The sequence below is a fragment of the Paracidovorax wautersii genome, from assembly GCF_031453675.1.
Taxonomy (GTDB): Bacteria; Pseudomonadota; Gammaproteobacteria; order Burkholderiales; family Burkholderiaceae_C; genus Paracidovorax.
This window is the reverse complement of record NZ_JAVIZX010000001.1, coordinates 2,974,192-2,990,087: the sequence shown is the minus strand read 5'-3', so window position 1 is coordinate 2,990,087 and position 15,896 is coordinate 2,974,192. Positions and strand designations below refer to the sequence as shown.

The following is a 15,896-nucleotide window of genomic DNA, read 5'->3' as shown; positions in this document are numbered from 1 at the left end:
CATGCTCACGCCCCGCGCGCTCAAGACCTGGACCTGGCTGCACAAGTGGAGCAGCCTGGTCTGCACGGTCTTCATGCTGCTGCTGTGCCTGACCGGCCTGCCGCTGATCTTCCACCACGAGATCGGGCATCTGCTCGGCACCGAGGTGGAGGCACCTCCGATGCCCGCAGGCACACCGCGCGCCAGCCTGGACAAGGTGCTGGAGGTGGCCCGCGCACAGCACCCGGACCGGGTGGTGCAGTTCGTCTCGCACCCCGAGGACAGCACCGACCTGTGGTTCACCACCCTCACGCCCACGCCCGATCCGACGGACGACTTCCGCTCCGTCGCCATCGATGCGCGCACCGCCGGCATCCTGGCCCAGCCGCGCTTCGACGAGGGCTTCATGTACGTGATGTTCAAGCTGCACGTGGACCTGTTTGCAGGCCTGGCCGGCAAGCTGTTCCTGGGCTTCATGGGGCTGCTGCTGCTCGTGGCCATCGTGACGGGCGTGGTGCTGTACGCGCCCTTCATGCGCAAGCTCGCGTTCGGCGAGGTGCGGCGCGACCGGTCAACGCGGGTGAAGTGGCTGGACCTGCACAACCTGCTGGGCATCGTCACGCTGGTCTGGGCGTTCGCGGTGGGTGGCACCGGCATGATCAACACCTGGGCCGACCTGCTCATCAAGTACTGGCAGTACTCCGAACTCACGGCGCTGCTGGAGCCTTACAAGGGCCAGCCGGTCGTGCCGGTGGCGCAGCGTGCGTCGGTGCAGAAGTCGATGGAGGCGGCCATGGCGCGCGCGCCGGGCACCCAGCTGTCGTTCATCGCCTTTCCGGGCACGGCCTTCTCCAGCCCGCACCACCACACCTTCTTCCTGCGCGGCGACCAGCCCCTGACGTCGCGCCTGCTGCAGCCGGTGCTGGTGGATGCGAAGACGGCCGAGGTGACTGCCGCGCCCGCGCTGCCGTGGTACCTCACCGCCCTGCTCGTCTCGCAGCCGCTGCATTTCGGCGACTACGGCGGCATGCCGATGAAGATCCTCTGGGCGCTGCTCGACATCGCCACCATCGTGGTGCTGGGCAGCGGGCTGTACCTCTGGATCGCGCGGCGGCAGCACAAGGCGCGGCCCGCGCCGGCGGCCTCCTCCGCCGATGCCGCAGCAGCGCCAGCCGGCGGCGCGCACCTGGTGCCCGAGGCCTCCAAGACGGCGCACTGATATCCGTGCGGGCCGCTGGCCCGCCCCATGCAAAACGCCCGGCATGCCGGGCGTTTTTCTTGCGCGCTCTCTATCTGCGCTCTTCGGAAGTTCAGGCGTCCAGTTGCTGCAGCCGCACCATCTTGCGGCGCGACAGCACCTTGAGGGCGCGCGGCAGGATCAGCACGGTCAGCACGATGACCACCAGCGTCACCGACATGGGCCGCTGCAGGAACACCAGCCAGCTGCCCTCGCCGATGGAAATGGCGTTGCGCATCTGCGCCTCGGCCAATGGGCCCAGGATCATGCCCACCACCACGGGGGCCGTGGGGAAGTCGAAGCGGCGCATCAGCACGCCCAGCATGCCGATGGCATACAGCAGGAACAGATCGAACGCGCTCTGGCGCATGCCGTAGGCACCGACGGTGGCGAAGATCAGGATGCCGGCATAGAGCTGCGGCTTGGGCACCTTGAGCAGCTTCACCCACAGGCCCACCATGGGCAGGTTCAGCACCAGCAGCATGATGTTGCCGATGTACAGCGACGCGATCAGCGCCCACACCAGCGTGGCCGAGGTGGTGAACAACTGCGGGCCCGGGTTGATGCCGTAGTTCTGGAACGCGCCCAGCAGCACCGCAGTGGTGTTGCTGGTGGGAATGCCCAGCGTCAGCAGCGGAATCAGCGCGGCCGTCACGGTGGCGTTGTTGGCGGCCTCGGGGCCGGCCACGCCTTCGATGGCGCCCTTGGTGCCGAACTCCTCCCGGTCCTCGCCCTTGGCGAGCTTCTTCTCGGTGGCATAGCTCAGGAAGGTCGGGATCTCGGTGCCGCCGGCAGGAATGCAGCCGAACGGGGTGCCAATGGCGGTGCCGCGCAGCCACGCCGGAATGGAACGCTTCCAGTCGCGGCCGGTCATGTGCACGCGGCCCATCTTGTTCTGCGTGTCGACCACGCGGCCTTCGTACATGGCGGCATACAGCACCTCGGCCACGGCGAACAGGCCCACGGCCACCAGCACGATGTCGATGCCGTCCAGCAGTTCGGGCTTGCCCAGCGTGTAGCGCGCCGCGCCGGAGATCTGGTCCATGCCGATGCAGCCCAGCGCCAAACCGACGAACAGCGCCGTCATGCCGCGCACCGTGCTCTTGCCCAGCACCGCACTCACCGTGGTGAAGGCGAGCACCATGAGCATGAAGTATTCCGGCGGGCCCAGCTTGACGGCGAAGTCCGCCACGTAGGGGGCGAACAGCGTGACGATCACCGTGGCCACCGTGCCCGCGACGAACGAGCCGATGGCCGAGGTGGCCAGCGCCGCGCCGGCGCGCCCGCTCTTGGCCATCTTGTTGCCTTCCATGGCCGTCACCATGCTGGCCGTCTCGCCCGGTGTGTTCAGCAGGATCGAGGTGGTCGAACCACCGTACATGGCGCCGTAGTAGATGCCGGCAAAGAAGATCATGGAGGCCGTGACCTCCACCTTGGCCGTGATGGGCAGCAGCATGGCCACAGCCACGGCAGGACCGATGCCCGGCAGCACGCCCACGGCCGTGCCGAGCGCGCAGCCCACCAGGGCCCACAGCAGATTGGCGGGGGTTGCGGCGGTGACAAAGCCCGCCATCAGTGCGTCAAAGATTTCCATTCAGAACCTCTTCATGGCTTTTTCATGGGGTACGCATGGCTGCAAACGGCCACGATCTAGGCGCCCGCCGCTGCCCATGCGGCAGCCTGGGCAAGGCGGGGAACAACGAGCGTGGCCGGTTGCAGCCATGCCCAGAGGGTTGCCTCGAAAAGGCGATGCCTGCGGCGTTGCAAATCCTCGCCGGGCCACCAGCCCGGCTGCGGTGTGCGCCTTGCATCCACCGCCTTTTCGGGGCAACGTACCCCGTGAAAAAGCCATAAAGAGGTTCATAGCCACCCGGTTTGCGTCAGCCCTGGCAGATTGATCGCCAGGAATTGCGTGAAAGCCCAGAACACGGGCGCGGAGATGAGCACGCCGGTCAGCGCGTCCACGGCCCAGGTGCGCGGGCTGCTGGCCGCCGGCTGGCCAGCGGCGCGGCGCAGGCCCTGCACGGCCAGCAGGTAGCACAGCGTGCAGCTCACGATGAAGCCCACCGTGCCGATGAGGGCCGCGTTCAGCAGCAGCCCCGCCGACACCCAGACGAAGGCCTGCTTGTTGGCGCGTGCATCGCCGCTCGGGTCGTCCATGGAGCGGAAGCCGCCGGACAGCGACTCCCAGATGAGAAAGCCGCCACATACCGCCAGCACCGCCGACACCAGCCAGGGCAGGAAGTTGGGGCCGACGCCGCCGTAGCCCGAGTCACCGGGAATCTGCAGCGCGCCGAAGGCCAGCGCCGCAGCCGTGAGCAGCACGCCCGCGCCGACCAGGATCTGCGCGCGCGAACTGGGAACCGTGCCCTCGCCGGGCGCGTGCACGTCCGGCCCGGAGGAAGAAGGTGCTTGGGGTTGAGACATGGAAGACCTCGCTGGCCACGCGGCGCAATGGCCCGTGGCGATTCGATTCGATGCAATCGGCGCCGGCAGCGGCGCAAGAAAAGACGCCTGCGATCCGGCGCTGCTGGGCGCAGACCGCAGGCGCTGCAGACACGGGCGACGCCCTGTGGCGTTGCCCGGCGGCAGCGTACGCTCAGACCATGCCGGCGCGCGTCATGGTGTCGCGCAGGTTGGCAAACTCGGCGTCCACGAACTTGGCGAACTCGTCGCCCGCCATCCAGGCCGGCGTCCAGTCGTTCTTCTCGAGCGCCTCGGCCCAGGCCTTGCTCTTCGTGGCCTTCAAGACCATGTCGATCAGGGCGTTGCGCTGGTCCGCAGTGATGCCGGGAGGGGCATACACGCCGCGCCAGTTGCCGATCTCCACATTCACGCCCTGCTCCTTGAGCGTGGGCACCGAGGAGCCCTTCAGGCGTTCGCCCGAGGTGACGGCGACCGGCACCATCTTCTTGGTGTTGATGTACTCGGCCATCTCGCTGTAGCCGCCACCGCCGATGGTCACGTTGCCGCCCAGGATGGCAGCGATGGCCTCGCCGCCCCCACGGAAGGCCACGTAGTTGATCTTGGCCGGGTCCACGCCCACTTCGCGGGCGATCATGGCGGCTGCGATGTGCTCGGTGGAGCCGCGCGAACCGCCGCCCCACTTCACGCTGCCGGGGTCCTTCTTCAGCTGGGCGATCACCTCGCCCATGTTCTTGAAGGGCGAGTTGGCGGGCAGCACGAAGACGTTGTATTCGCTGGTCAGGCGCGCGATCGGCGTGGCCTGCGACAGGTTCACCGGCGGCTTGCCGGTGATGATGCCGCCCAGCATGACGGCGCCCATCACCATCAGCGCGTTCGGGTCGCCCTTGCTGGAGTTGACGAACTGCGCCAGGCCGATGGCGCCGGCCGCGCCGCCCTTGTTGTCGTACGTGACCGACGAGGCCACGCCTGCGTCCTGCAGGGCCTTGCCGAGCGCGCGGCCCGTGGTGTCCCAGCCACCGCCAGGGTTGGCCGGCAGCATCATCTTGACGGCGACGGCCGCGGCGTGGGCCGACAGCGGCAGGGCGCCGGCGGCAGCCAGGGCGGCCAAGGATTTGAGGAAGGTATCGCGACGCATGAGGGTGTCTCCTGTTATCGATTGCACGAACGGGCTGATGATGCGCGCCGTTCCTGTCAAATGGCTGTCCGCAGACTCAGGGAAAACACCCATGCGAAAGGCCGGCGCCGCGGGCTTTCGCGGCGTTCAAAATCAAGGCCACGAGTTGGATGGCGCGCTTCCTCGCTATTGAATCAATAGCTGCTTGCGCTTGTTAATCAAGGAATTAAATACCATTTGGCATTGAAATGCAATGAAATCAAGCGCACTGCGCTATCAAAATTGAACCGCCGCGCCGCTCGCCGCGCCCCGTGCCTCCCCTCTCAGGACCCGTCCATGCAACTGCTTCTCGTCGAAGATGACCCCGCCATGCAGGCCACGCTGCAGCGATCGCTGGCGCGCCGCGGCATGCGGGTGACGGCATGCACGGATGGCCGCGCCGCGCTCGCGCACTGGGCCGCACAGCCGCCGGACGCCATCGTGCTCGACCTCAGCCTGCCGGGCCTGGACGGCCTGCAGGTGCTGCAGCAGGGCCGCGCGCAGGGGCTGCGCACGCCCGTGCTGCTGCTGACCGCACGGGGCACCGTGGGCGACCGGGTGCTGGGCCTGAACGCAGGCGCCGACGACTACCTGCCCAAACCCTTCGACCTGGATGAGCTGGAAGCCCGCCTGCGCGCCCTGGTGCGCCGGCTGGGCGACACGGCGGCCGAGCCGCGGACATCGTCCAGCACCCTGCAGCTGGGCGCCATCCGCTACGACAAGGACAGCGGCGCGCTCTACCTGCGCGGCGAGGTGATGGAACTCACCCCGCGCGAGCTGGCGCTGATGCACGCCCTGCTCGCCCAGCCCGGCCATGCGGTGACCAAGGAGCGGCTGTACGAGCTGGTCTTTCCGGGCCAGCTCGACGTGCAGTACGAGGCCATCGAGGTGGTGGTCTACCGGCTGCGCAAGAAGCTGGCCGACACGGGCCTCACGCTAATGACGCTGCGCGGCCTGGGCTACCTGCTGAAGGCGGACGCGTGAGGGCCTGGCCCCGCGCTGCGCCAGGCCGAGCGCAGCGGCCACGCTCGCGCTCGCTGCGCCGCCAGCTCCTGGTGGGCATTCTGGTGCCGGTCATCGTCTTCATTGCCTACAACACGCTGAGCCTGTACCGGCAGACGCTGGGGTCGCTGCACACCGCCTACGACCGCACGCTGCTGGCCTCCACCAAGAGCATCAGCGAACAACTGGACGTGATCGGCTACGACGACCTGGCGGAATTGCGCGCCACCGTGCCCTACTCGGCGCTCGAGACCTTCGAGGCGGACAACCAGAGCCGCATGTTCTACCGCGTGTCCAACCTGCATGGCGAACTCGTCTCCGGCTTTGCGGAGCTGCCCGCCTGGCGCGGCACCATTCCCGCGCGGCCGCCCTACGCCGCGCTGGTGGACTTCTACGACGATGAGTTCCGCGGGCAGCCGGTGCGCGTGGCGGTGCTGCTGCAGCCCGTGGCCAGCCCCACCGGGCGCGGCATGGCGGTGATCCAGGTGGCCGAAACGCTGGAGCTGCGCCAGACGCTGGCGCTGCAGATCCTGTGGAACACGCTGGCCCGGCAGGCGCTGCTGGTGGCCGTCATCGCACTCATCGTGGTGGTGGTGGTGCAGCGCGCCACGCGTCCGGTGCGCCAGTTGAGCGAGCACGTGCAGGAGCGCCCCGAGAGCGACCTGCGCCCCCTCTCTGCGCCCGCGGCACCGCGGGAGTTGCAGCCGCTCATCGACGCGACCAACGGCGTCATGCACCGCCTGTCGCACCTGCTGGAACACCAGAAGCGCTTCGTGCGCGACGCGGCCCACCAGCTGCGCACGCCGCTGGCCGTGCTCAAGGTGCAGGTGCAGTCGGCCTTGCGCGGCGATGTGGCGCCCGGCCAGGCCCTGCAGGAGATCGGCGACACCGTGGACCGCGCCACCCAGCTGGCCAACCAGATGCTGGCCCTGGCCAAGGTGGAGCAGCTGCGCCTGCAGCACACCCCGCCGCTCACCCGCATGGACGAGGTGCTGCGCGAAGTGGCGCTGGAACTCTCGCCGCTCATCGCCCAAGCCAACCTGGACTTCGGCATTCATACCGACGCCACCGCCGTGCAGGCCCACGACTGGATGCTGCGGGAGCTGTCACGCAACCTGCTGCACAACGCCATCCGCTACACGCCGCCCGGCGGCAGCCTGACGGTGGACCTGCGCAGCGACGCACGCCACGCCGCGCTCACGCTGTCGGACAGCGGGCCCGGCATCGACGACGAACTGGCTGCGCGGCTCTTCCAGCCCTTCTCGGCGGGCGACATCCGCACCGGCTCGGGGCTGGGGCTGGCCATCTGCCACGAGATCGTCCAGGCCCTGGGCGGCAGCATCGCGTTGACCAACCGCCGCGCCAGCGGCCAGATCGCCGGGCTGGACGCCGTGGTGCGCCTGCCGCTGCGGCCCGAACTCCCCAGCCCCGCGGCACAATCCTCCCCATGACGATGCCTCCCGACTCGATGCGCCTGGACAAGTGGCTGTGGTGCGCACGCTTCTACAAGACCCGCGGCTTGGCGGTCGAAGAAATCGGCAAGGGCCGGGTCACCGTGAACGAACAGCCGGCCAAGGCGGCCCGCGAAGTCCGCCCGGGCGACACCATCGCCCTTCGCCAGGGGCCCGTCGCCCGCACCGTGGTCGTGCGCGGGCTGAGCAAGGCCCGCGGGCCGGCACCTGTGGCGCAGCAGCTCTATGAAGAAACAGCCGAGAGCCAGGCGGCCCGCGCGTACGCGGCAGAGCAGCGCCGGCTGGCGCCGGAACCCTCGGCCAGCCTCAGCGAAGGCCGCCCCACCAAGCGCGATCGCCGCAGCATCGACAAGGCCCGCGACTGGGGCGATCGCTGGAGCGCATCGCTGGACGACTGATACGGCAGGCGTCGAACGAAGCCAGAACGTAAAAACGGGACCCGAAGGTCCCGAACAAGGTGTGGGTCAGGGCGACCGCTCGGTCGCGTGAGCGCATCAGGCCGCGAGCGGCTCCGGGAAATGCACCGCGAGCGCATCCCCTTCGCCCGCCAGCAAGGCCAGGCGGGAGGGCGCAATGGGCTTTTCGCAGGGCTCTGCGCGGAAACGGATCGCGATGTCTGCCGCAGCAGGCGAAAAATACAGCCACAGGTTGTCCGCCACGGAGTCGTAGCTGGAGAACAGCGCGCGGCCAGAGCCCGGCGAAGACATCAGGAATTTGGCCATGAAGACCTGCTGGATCTGACGCGCGGGCTCGAACGCGTCCTTTTCATTGCCGAGCGCCAACTTGTACCAACTGCTCACGGATGATTCTCCTTCCGGCCATGCCGGGTTGAACATGGATCCATCCTATGCGGGTTAACCCCTGACAGAGGGGCGTGGGTGCGCAAGAGCTTGTAAGACTTGACGCCACCGACGTGACGGATCGCAACCCCACCCGCAGCGCCAGCCCCTGCAAGCCACGGAAGCTTGCGCCAGGGCAAAATCCGGCAAGCCGCGCCCCCGTCCAATCGGTACTCCACACAGGAGATACCCATGGCTTCATTCCAACAGGGTGACCAGGTGCAGCTTCGCAGCGGTGGCGCACCCATGATGGTCACGAACGACAACGCAGACGGAACGGTCGTCTGCTTCTGGTTTTCGGATGAGGAAGACCAACTGGTCTGGCGCAGCTTTCCCAGCGCGGATCTGGAGGCGATAGGCACCAGCAGCCACATCCCGATCGGGCCGGCAATGTCCATCCCGGCCATCTCTGGCGCGACCCCGCGGATCCGCTGACCATTGCCACGCGTCCTGTTGGCTGAGCCGGTCTGTGAACAAACACGTTCGGGGTCGCCGAAAAGTGGCTGCGGCTGAGGCCAAGCACGTCCCCCTGTGCGAGGGCAAGATCAGCAGGGCACAAAGAAAAAGCCCCAAGCGATTCAATCACTTGGGGCTTTTCGTTTTGGCGGAAACGGAGGGATTCGAACCCTCTTGGGCCAGTAATTGGGAGCAGCAAGGGGCAATGGGCACCCAAATAAATCAAGGACTTACAGCGCCAGAGCTGCCGACCGCTGCCCTTGATTGCCCTACTGGTGTCACTTTAAAGTGTCACTTGGCCCGCCTGTAACCTTTAGCACCCAGATGAAAAAGGCCCGCATCAGCGGGCCTTCTGCCATGTATTTGAACGGCCTTAGTATGCATGCTCCGCCACACACACTCTGTCGTAACTCAAGTACTTTGGCACATAGGGAGTGCCGCCTGTAAAGTTCACATACGCGCCTGAGCCACTGACTTCAGTTGAAGTCCAAAAAGCGCCGTTCGAGCTAAGATCTTTCTCAATCAGGTTTCCCCGGATATTAGGTTGGGATGCGCATCCAAAAGATCCCATTTCGCACCGTGCTGGCAAGTACCATTGAAGACCTGCGGTGTTGAGGGTGTTGCAAGACTGGGCCGCAGGAGAGTTGGCGCCACTTGCGCTTGCAATAATCGCCGCAGTGTTTGAACGACCATCAACGTCAGAAGTGGCACCCGTTGGCACTTCAAACCCCATTTTCGTCCATTGGTAGGGAATTGCATCAGGTGCACTCGCCACCATCGCCACCGTCGGCGATTTGATGGCGTAGACCAACTGGCCAGACAGTGAGAATCCAACGGTCACGTTGACCGAGCCTGTGTTAGTGCCCTTGATCTGTACCGTATCACTGGCAACGTAAGGAGTTGTGCTGCTCGCACTGATACTGCAACTGGCTCCAGGTGCTAGGTTGTAACATCCAGTGAGGTTGTAAATCACAGTCCCAAAACCAAGGGATGTAACCGTCCATCCTGTGACAGGAGCGCTGCCAGTGTTAGTCACTGTCAATTGATTGGACCAACCACCGCCTACGGGCACAATCATTGGAGATCCAGAAACAGAGATGGTCGTAGCGTTGGTCACGCATGCCACCCCCACATTGGTCACATTGGTAGCTCCGATGGTCGCACTGCCATTCGTCACCGTGCAGGTTTGCCCGGCGGGCTGAGTCTGTACCGTCACGTTGTAGGTCGCACCCGTCGCAACAGGAGTCGCGAAGGTAAACGCGCCGCTGCTGGACCTGGTCAGGGTGTCGGTCCCATTGTTCTGTAGGGCAAGAGAGCCCGTCAGACCGGAGATCGTGCCGCCCACTGTGCGAGTGTTGGCGGAGCACGCCACCTGCACATTGCTCACCGGGCCATTCACCGTGCCCGTTCCGTTGGACACGCTGCAGGTCTGGCCTGCAGGCTGGGTCTGCACGGTCACGGCATACGCGGAACCCTGCGCTAGGTTCACGGGGAAGTTGAAGGCGCCGTTGGAGCTCAGGGTTCGCGACGAGCCGCCGTTGAGCTGCAGCGTGAGGCTGCCCACCAGGCCGCTGACAGAGCCAGCCACCTGATAGGTGTTGGTCGCGCACACCACCGCCACATTGCGGATCGCCACGCTACCCACCGTGCCGGAACCATTGCTCACTGAGCAGGTTTGGCCCTGTGGCTGGGTGTTCACCGTCACGGCGTAGGGGGCACCGTAGGCGACCGCTGTGGGGAAAAAGAAGCTGCCATCGCCCAGGCTGGCCAGGGTCTCTCCGCCGTTGTTCTGCAGTACGAGCCTGCCCGCCAGGCCGCTGATGTTGCCGCTGATCAGCTGGGGCAGCATGGCCATGGTGAAGGTACGCGTCCACACCGAGGTATCGGCGAGGGTGGCTCCCTCCAGTTGCACCTTGGTGGGGTCCACGGAGACGGTGAGGGTCTGGCCGGAATCACACTGGAAGTTGCCCAGCGTCACAGTGAGCACCCGGCCGGTGGCGTCCAGGGCCGTGGTCGGTGCCGGCGGGTTGGTGCAACTGCCGCTCACGGTGATCAGGCCCGGCAGGATGGACGTGACCTTGGCGGTGAAGGTGGCCGTGACACGCGTCGGGGGCGTGCTGGCTTGGCCGTCATGGCTGACGCTGACCGTGGCAACGCCGGGCGTAGGCGTCACCGGAGGCTCGGGCGTCACTGGGGTGACGGGCACCTCGGGTGTGGGTACTGTGGGCGTGGGAGCCGGATCACTGCCGCCGCCGCCTCCGCACGCCGCCAACGTAAGAGAGCCAACCAGCCCTGCGATTGCGCCCCAATGCCGCGCGCGCACCATCCGCGATGTATTCATCACCCGCCCCGTGTCCTATTAAATGTTGCGGAATGCTACCGCTATTAAGGACCGGGAGTGATAGGGCAAGCGCCAGAAGCAACATTAAATCCTGGAAGCTCAGAAAAAAAGCCCGCAAGTGCGGGCTTCGTAGTAGGCGCTGCAGGCCACTTGAAACGCCATCTGGCGCAGTTGAGCCCGCTGAGTACGCAACTCTGGTCTAGCGCCGGCTAGTCAATAGCGCGGCGAACGCCCGCCTAAACGCGGTTCCATGGGCTTAGCTGCGTTCACAGTGAGTGCTCGACCGTCGATCTCCTTGCCGTGAAGACCTTGGATTGCAGCATTCGCTTCATCGCTTGAGGACATTTCCACGAAGCCAAAGCCCTTCGAGCGATCACTATCACGCTCCATGATTACCTTAGCAGACGTGACTTCCCCGTATGCCGAAAAATGCAAACGAAGGTCTTCGCTTCGAGTGCTGTATGACAGATTGCCGACGTACAGTTTGTTTTCCATGATTTCTTCCTTCGCGCTGATGCGCATGATGTGGTCTGTTGGGTCAGCTGCTGGCGTGTAAACGAGCAGCCGCCTAAGTCCAAGATGAGGGGGTGGGTGGAGCTAGCCCATATGCTTGTTTTGCACCCAGAGTTGCCCCTGAGTGAACGCATATCGTGCGGCGCGGGTAGCGCATTCGAAATGAGGAAGCAACCGAAAAACGCGGTCGTGCATTCCACGTCGGATTGAAACTGAGGCGACGTAGTTGCCGCATTCAGTCAGCTTGGTCAGGGGTGTGACGAGGTAGTCGCCCACTTGCTGAGCTGCGTCTATTTGCATGGGATTGGAGGCCGCACTGGTGCGGCATGGCATGCGCATGCGCCCAGCAAACAAGCTAGGTCAGGTCAGCGCAAAGAGGCCCGCGAGGGAGAGGTGATCCGCAGTGAGATTGTTTGCGGACCGACGAAAGTGCTCGTCAAAGAAGATGTGCGTTCAGCGTGAACCAGTGGGTTTGTGCTGAAGCCTGTGCGGGCATGTGCTGCCGCGAGGTGCCTATCGTGGTTAGGGGTTCTGGAACCCGTCCACAGGCAAGCCATGGCACGACGAGCAGGGGCAGCGCAAGGAATGGGCACTGACCCTGCGGCGCTGCAAGATCCGGCACCGACCGCCAAAGGAGCTGCGCGACTCGTCCGTCACCTTCGCGCTGATGGCAGGGGCTGATCCCTGGTACGTGGCCCGACAACACGGACACAGCCTGCAGGTCATGATGAAGGACTACGCGAAGTGGATTCCCAACGCCGACCGCGGACGCAACCGCAATGCGATCAACGCAGCGATTGCCTCCCGGCAGCAGGAAAGTGACACCGGCACCTAAGAGTGTCAGTTGGGGTGTCAGTTGCGGCAGATGCAAACCACACAGGCAAGAAAAAACCCCCGCAAGTCATAGACTTACGGGGGTCTGTCCTGGCGGAAACGGAGGGATTCGAACCCTCGATGAGGCTCTACACCCCATACTCCCTTAGCAGGGGAGCACCTTCGGCCACTCGGTCACGTTTCCAATCCCACTATTATGCCTCAGTTTGAGGCCTGTTCAGCGCTCAGGCGGCCGGCTGGTCGAGCTCGAATGCCTTGTGCAGCGTGCGCACAGCCAGTTCGACATACTTCTCGTCGATGACCACCGAGGTCTTGATTTCCGACGTCGAAATCATCTGGATGTTGATGCCCTCTTCGCTCAGCACGCGGAACATCTTGGACGCAACGCCCACATGGCTGCGCATGCCGATGCCGACGATGCTGACCTTGCAGATCTTGGCATCGCCCACAACATCCTCAGCGCCCAGGGCCGGCAGCACCTTTTCCTTGAGCAGATCGACGGTGCGGGCGTAGTCGCCGCGGTTCACCGTGAAGCTGAAGTCGGTCTTGCCGTCCTTGCTCAGGTTCTGGATGATCACATCGACTTCGATGTTGGCGTCGGCCACGGCACCCAGGATCTGGTAGGCGATACCGGGCTTGTCGGGCACGCCCAGCACGGAGATCTTGGCCTCGTCGCGGTTGAAAGCGATGCCGGATACGACGGCTTGTTCCATTTTTTCGTCTTCCTCAAAAGTGATCAGCGTGCCGGAGCGGGCTTCTTCGTTGATGTCGATGTCCCAGGGCGTGAAGCTGGAGAGCACGCGCAGCGGCACCTTGTACTTGCCGGCGAACTCGACCGAGCGGATCTGCAGCACCTTGCTGCCCAGGCTGGCCATCTCGAGCATTTCCTCGAAGCTCACAGTGGTCAGGCGGCGTGCCTCGGGCACCACGCGCGGGTCGGTCGTGTAGACACCATCCACGTCGGTGTAGATCAGGCATTCGGACGCCTTCATGGCGGCGGCCACGGCCACGGCCGAGGTATCGGAACCGCCGCGGCCCAGGGTGGTGATGTGGCCCTGCTCGTCGATGCCCTGGAAGCCCGTCACGATGACGACCTTGCCAGCGGCCAGATCGGCGCGCACACGCTGGTCGTCGATGGATTCGATGCGGGCCTTGGTGTAGGAACTGTCGGTGCGGATCGGCACCTGCCAGCCGGCATAGCTGACGGACTGCATGCCTTCGGCCTGCAGTGCGATGGCGAGCAATGCGGAGGACGCCTGCTCGCCCGTCGCGGCCAGCATGTCCAGTTCGCGGTGGTAGGCCGAGGTGGCACGCGAGGGCGCGAGGTCCTTGGCCAAACCGAGCAGCCGGTTGGTTTCGCCACTCATGGCGCTGGGCACCACGACCAACTGGTGGCCGGCCCGAGCCCACTTGGCCACGCGCTTGGCGACGTTGCGGATGCGCTCCGTGGAGCCCATCGACGTACCGCCGTATTTATGAACGATCAGTGCCATTGGATATCTGGAATGACGAAACCACGGGCCGGCGCAGGAAATGGAACGCTGTCTTGGCGCGCCGCCGTCTTCGTGCAGGAGTTGGAACCAAAACCTGTCAATTGTACCAACCGAGCACATCGCCCTCGCGCACCGCGAAGCCTGTGCCCACCTTGATATGGATGCGATGCCCCCGCGTACGACACGCGGCGATCTGGTCGAGCAGTTCGTCCAGCTGCGCGGCCTGCGGCGTGGCGCCATGGTGCTGGCGCAGCCAGTGGCGCAGCAGGTTGGCTTGGCGCGCGCGGCTCAGGCTCTGCAGCGAAGCGATGCGCGGCGGCGTGCCCGCGGCGGCCAGGTCCTGCACGGCCAGGTCGTGCAGCAGTTCGGCCGCCTGGGCGGCATGGGAGGCGCTGCGGGCAAACGTGTCGCGGAAGCCCGGAAACACAGTCTGCAGCGCGGGCAGCAGTTGCCGGCGGATGCGGTTGCGGGTGAAGCGCTCGTCCGCGTTCGTGGGGTCTTCCACCCAGGGCACGCCCTGCTCCATCAGCCATACACGCACGTCGCCCCCCGCCACGCGCAGCAGCGGCCGGTGCCAGTCGATGCCGCCCCATGTCCAATGCTGCGGCATGGCCGCCAGGCCGGGCATGCCCGCGCCACGCGACAGCGCAAGCAGCACGGTTTCGACCTGGTCGTCGGCATGCTGCGCGATCGCGATGGACCGCAGCGGGGCAGCGCCCTCGTTCAGCGCCAGAAGTTGCAACGCGCGGTACCGGGCGCGGCGCGCGGCGTCTTCCGGGCTGTCGCCCCGCGCGTTCCGGGCATCCACCAGCGTGGCGTGCAAGGGAACGCCGAGGTCTTCGCACAGCTGCCGGCAATGCGCCAGAAAGCCATCGGCCGCCGCCTGCAGGCCGTGGTGCACATGGAGTGCATGCACCTGCCCGGGCCAGCGCCGGTGGCACGCCAGCAGCAGCGCGACGGAATCGGCCCCACCGCTCAAGCCCACGCCCAGCGGCAGTGCCGGTGCGAAGGCGGCGATGGCAGCGTCGAAGGACTGGGTCATGGGCGAGCCGCTCCAAGCAAAACGGCCCCTGAGGGCCGTCGCGCGTGGTGGATGGCGGACAAGACGCGGGCAGCCTCAGGCGGCCTTCGTGTCGTTGAAGCGGCCGTAGCTTTGCAGGCGCTCGTAGCGGCGGTCCAGCAGTTCCTTGGTCTTCAGGTCGGCCAGCTGGCGGTAGGCATCGCCCAGCGCGCGCTTGAGGAAGGCGGCCATCTGCTTGTGGTCGCGGTGCGCGCCGCCCACGGGCTCGCTCACGATCTTGTCGACCAGGCCCAGGGCCTTGAGGCGGTGCGCGGTGATGCCCATGGCATCGGCGGCGTCCTGCGCCTTGTCGCTGGTCTTCCAGAGGATCGACGCGCAGCCTTCCGGGCTGATCACCGAGTAGATGGAATACTGCAGCATGATGACCTGGTCGGCCACGCTGATGGCCAGCGCGCCGCCGGAGCCGCCTTCGCCGATCACGGTGGTGATGATGGGCACCTCGAGCTGCGCCATCTCGAAGATGTTGCGGCCGATGGCTTCGGACTGGCCGCGCTCCTCGGCGTCGATGCCGGGGTAGGCGCCAGGGGTGTCCACGAAGGTGAACACCGGAAGCTGGAACTTCTCGGCCGTCTTCATCAGGCGCAGGGCCTTGCGGTAGCCCTCGGGCCGGCTCATGCCGAAGTTGCGCGCGGCGCGCTCCTTGGTGTCACGGCCTTTTTGGTGCCCGATGACCATGCAGGGCTGGCCATTGAAGCGCGCCAGACCGCCAATGATGGACAGGTCGTCCGCGAAATGGCGGTCGCCGTGCATCTCGACGAAATCGGTAAAGATCTCCCGCACGTAGTCCATCGTGTACGGGCGCTCCGCATGGCGGGCGATCTTGGTGATCTGCCAGGGGCTCAGCTCGCTGTAGATGTCCTTGGTGAGCTGCAGGCTCTTCTTGCTGAGCTGGTCGATCTCTTCCGAGATGTCCACGGCGCTTTCGTTCTGCACATAGCGCAGCTCTTCGATCTTGGTTTCGAGTTCGGCAATCGGCTGCTCGAAATCGAGGAATGTTTTTTTCGCCAACTTGGTTCTCCTTGGGCCGTGTGTGCCCAGTTCCGGCGGCTGCCCCGGTCGGGGAGCCCGC

General features: G+C 65.5%; 15 protein-coding genes and 1 tRNA gene. 6 read left to right on the top strand and 10 right to left on the bottom strand.

All coding sequences use genetic code 11. The annotated features are described in order from the left end of the window. Position 1: 1 nt before the first annotated feature. A complete protein-coding gene (locus QE399_RS13540) occupies positions 2-1,198 on the top strand; it encodes a PepSY-associated TM helix domain-containing protein (protein ID WP_309829302.1) in 1,197 nt (398 codons plus the stop codon). 91 nt (positions 1,199-1,289) lie between these two features. Here QE399_RS13540 and QE399_RS13535 read toward each other — a convergent pair whose 3' ends face one another. From QE399_RS13535 to QE399_RS13525, 3 genes are all read right to left on the bottom strand, one after another. Next, positions 1,290-2,810: a tripartite tricarboxylate transporter permease gene (locus QE399_RS13535; protein ID WP_309829301.1), complete on the bottom strand. Its 1,521-nt coding sequence runs from the start codon at positions 2,808-2,810 to the stop codon at positions 1,290-1,292. A 266-nt stretch (positions 2,811-3,076) separates the two neighbouring features. Continuing rightward, positions 3,077-3,643, bottom strand: coding sequence for a tripartite tricarboxylate transporter TctB family protein (locus tag QE399_RS13530; RefSeq protein WP_309829300.1), 567 nt, complete (start codon positions 3,641-3,643; stop codon positions 3,077-3,079). 172 nt (positions 3,644-3,815) lie between these two features. Next, positions 3,816-4,778, bottom strand: coding sequence for a Bug family tripartite tricarboxylate transporter substrate binding protein (locus QE399_RS13525; RefSeq protein WP_309829299.1), 963 nt, complete (start codon positions 4,776-4,778; stop codon positions 3,816-3,818). Positions 4,779-5,093: 315 nt separating this feature from the next. Here QE399_RS13525 and QE399_RS13520 point away from each other — a divergent pair, with 315 nt between their 5' ends. Genes QE399_RS13520 through QE399_RS13510 form a run of 3 tightly spaced genes read left to right on the top strand, consistent with a single transcriptional unit; the run spans position 5,094 to position 7,668 of the window. After that, complete coding sequence (locus QE399_RS13520; RefSeq protein ID WP_309829298.1) at positions 5,094-5,780, top strand: response regulator transcription factor; 687 nt, start codon at positions 5,094-5,096, stop codon at positions 5,778-5,780. Then, a complete protein-coding gene (locus QE399_RS13515; protein WP_309829297.1) occupies positions 5,777-7,249 on the top strand; it encodes a sensor histidine kinase in 1,473 nt (490 codons plus the stop codon). The genes QE399_RS13520 and QE399_RS13515 overlap by 4 nt, the downstream gene beginning before the upstream one ends. Further along, positions 7,246-7,668 carry an RNA-binding S4 domain-containing protein gene (locus QE399_RS13510; RefSeq protein WP_309829296.1) on the top strand — a complete coding sequence of 141 codons (423 nt, stop codon included), beginning with the start codon at positions 7,246-7,248 and terminating at the stop codon, positions 7,666-7,668. Before QE399_RS13515 ends, QE399_RS13510 begins: the two co-directional genes overlap by 4 nt. A 96-nt stretch (positions 7,669-7,764) precedes the next feature. Here the strand turns inward: QE399_RS13510 and QE399_RS13505 are convergent, their stop codons facing one another. Continuing rightward, positions 7,765-8,106 carry a hypothetical protein gene (locus QE399_RS13505; protein WP_309829295.1) on the bottom strand — a complete coding sequence of 114 codons (342 nt, stop codon included), beginning with the start codon at positions 8,104-8,106 and terminating at the stop codon, positions 7,765-7,767. Positions 8,107-8,301: 195 nt separating this feature from the next. Between QE399_RS13505 and QE399_RS13500 the strand changes: the two genes are divergently transcribed. Further along, on the top strand, positions 8,302-8,544 hold the full coding sequence (locus QE399_RS13500) for a DUF2158 domain-containing protein (RefSeq protein WP_309829294.1): 243 nt from the start codon (positions 8,302-8,304) through the stop codon (positions 8,542-8,544). 394 nt (positions 8,545-8,938) lie between these two features. Here the strand turns inward: QE399_RS13500 and QE399_RS13495 are convergent, their stop codons facing one another. Both QE399_RS13495 and QE399_RS13490 read right to left on the bottom strand, forming a co-directional pair. Next, positions 8,939-10,738, bottom strand: a complete 1,800-nt coding sequence (locus QE399_RS13495; RefSeq protein WP_309829293.1) for an autotransporter outer membrane beta-barrel domain-containing protein — start codon at positions 10,736-10,738, stop codon at positions 8,939-8,941. Positions 10,739-11,119: 381 nt separating this feature from the next. Continuing rightward, positions 11,120-11,401: an RNA recognition motif domain-containing protein gene (locus QE399_RS13490; RefSeq protein ID WP_309829292.1), complete on the bottom strand. Its 282-nt coding sequence runs from the start codon at positions 11,399-11,401 to the stop codon at positions 11,120-11,122. 685 nt (positions 11,402-12,086) lie between these two features. On the opposite strand from QE399_RS13490, the gene QE399_RS13485 reads away from it, so the two are divergent. Next, entirely contained in the window at positions 12,087-12,254 is a 168-nt protein-coding gene (locus tag QE399_RS13485; RefSeq protein WP_309829291.1) for a hypothetical protein, read from the top strand. 90 nt (positions 12,255-12,344) lie between these two features. On the opposite strand, the gene QE399_RS13480 is transcribed toward QE399_RS13485, so the two are convergent. The 4 genes from QE399_RS13480 to QE399_RS13465 all read right to left on the bottom strand — a co-directional run bounded on the left by QE399_RS13480 (position 12,345) and on the right by QE399_RS13465 (position 15,835). Next, positions 12,345-12,437: transfer RNA gene (locus tag QE399_RS13480), tRNA-Ser, on the bottom strand. A 40-nt stretch (positions 12,438-12,477) separates the two neighbouring features. After that, positions 12,478-13,746: an aspartate kinase gene (locus tag QE399_RS13475; protein ID WP_309829290.1), complete on the bottom strand. Its 1,269-nt coding sequence runs from the start codon at positions 13,744-13,746 to the stop codon at positions 12,478-12,480. A gap of 97 nt (positions 13,747-13,843) precedes the next feature. Continuing rightward, positions 13,844-14,788: a tRNA lysidine(34) synthetase TilS gene (gene tilS, locus QE399_RS13470; RefSeq protein ID WP_309829289.1), complete on the bottom strand. Its 945-nt coding sequence runs from the start codon at positions 14,786-14,788 to the stop codon at positions 13,844-13,846. A gap of 75 nt (positions 14,789-14,863) precedes the next feature. Then, positions 14,864-15,835, bottom strand: coding sequence for an acetyl-CoA carboxylase carboxyltransferase subunit alpha (locus QE399_RS13465; protein ID WP_309829288.1), 972 nt, complete (start codon positions 15,833-15,835; stop codon positions 14,864-14,866). Positions 15,836-15,896 lie beyond the last annotated feature (61 nt).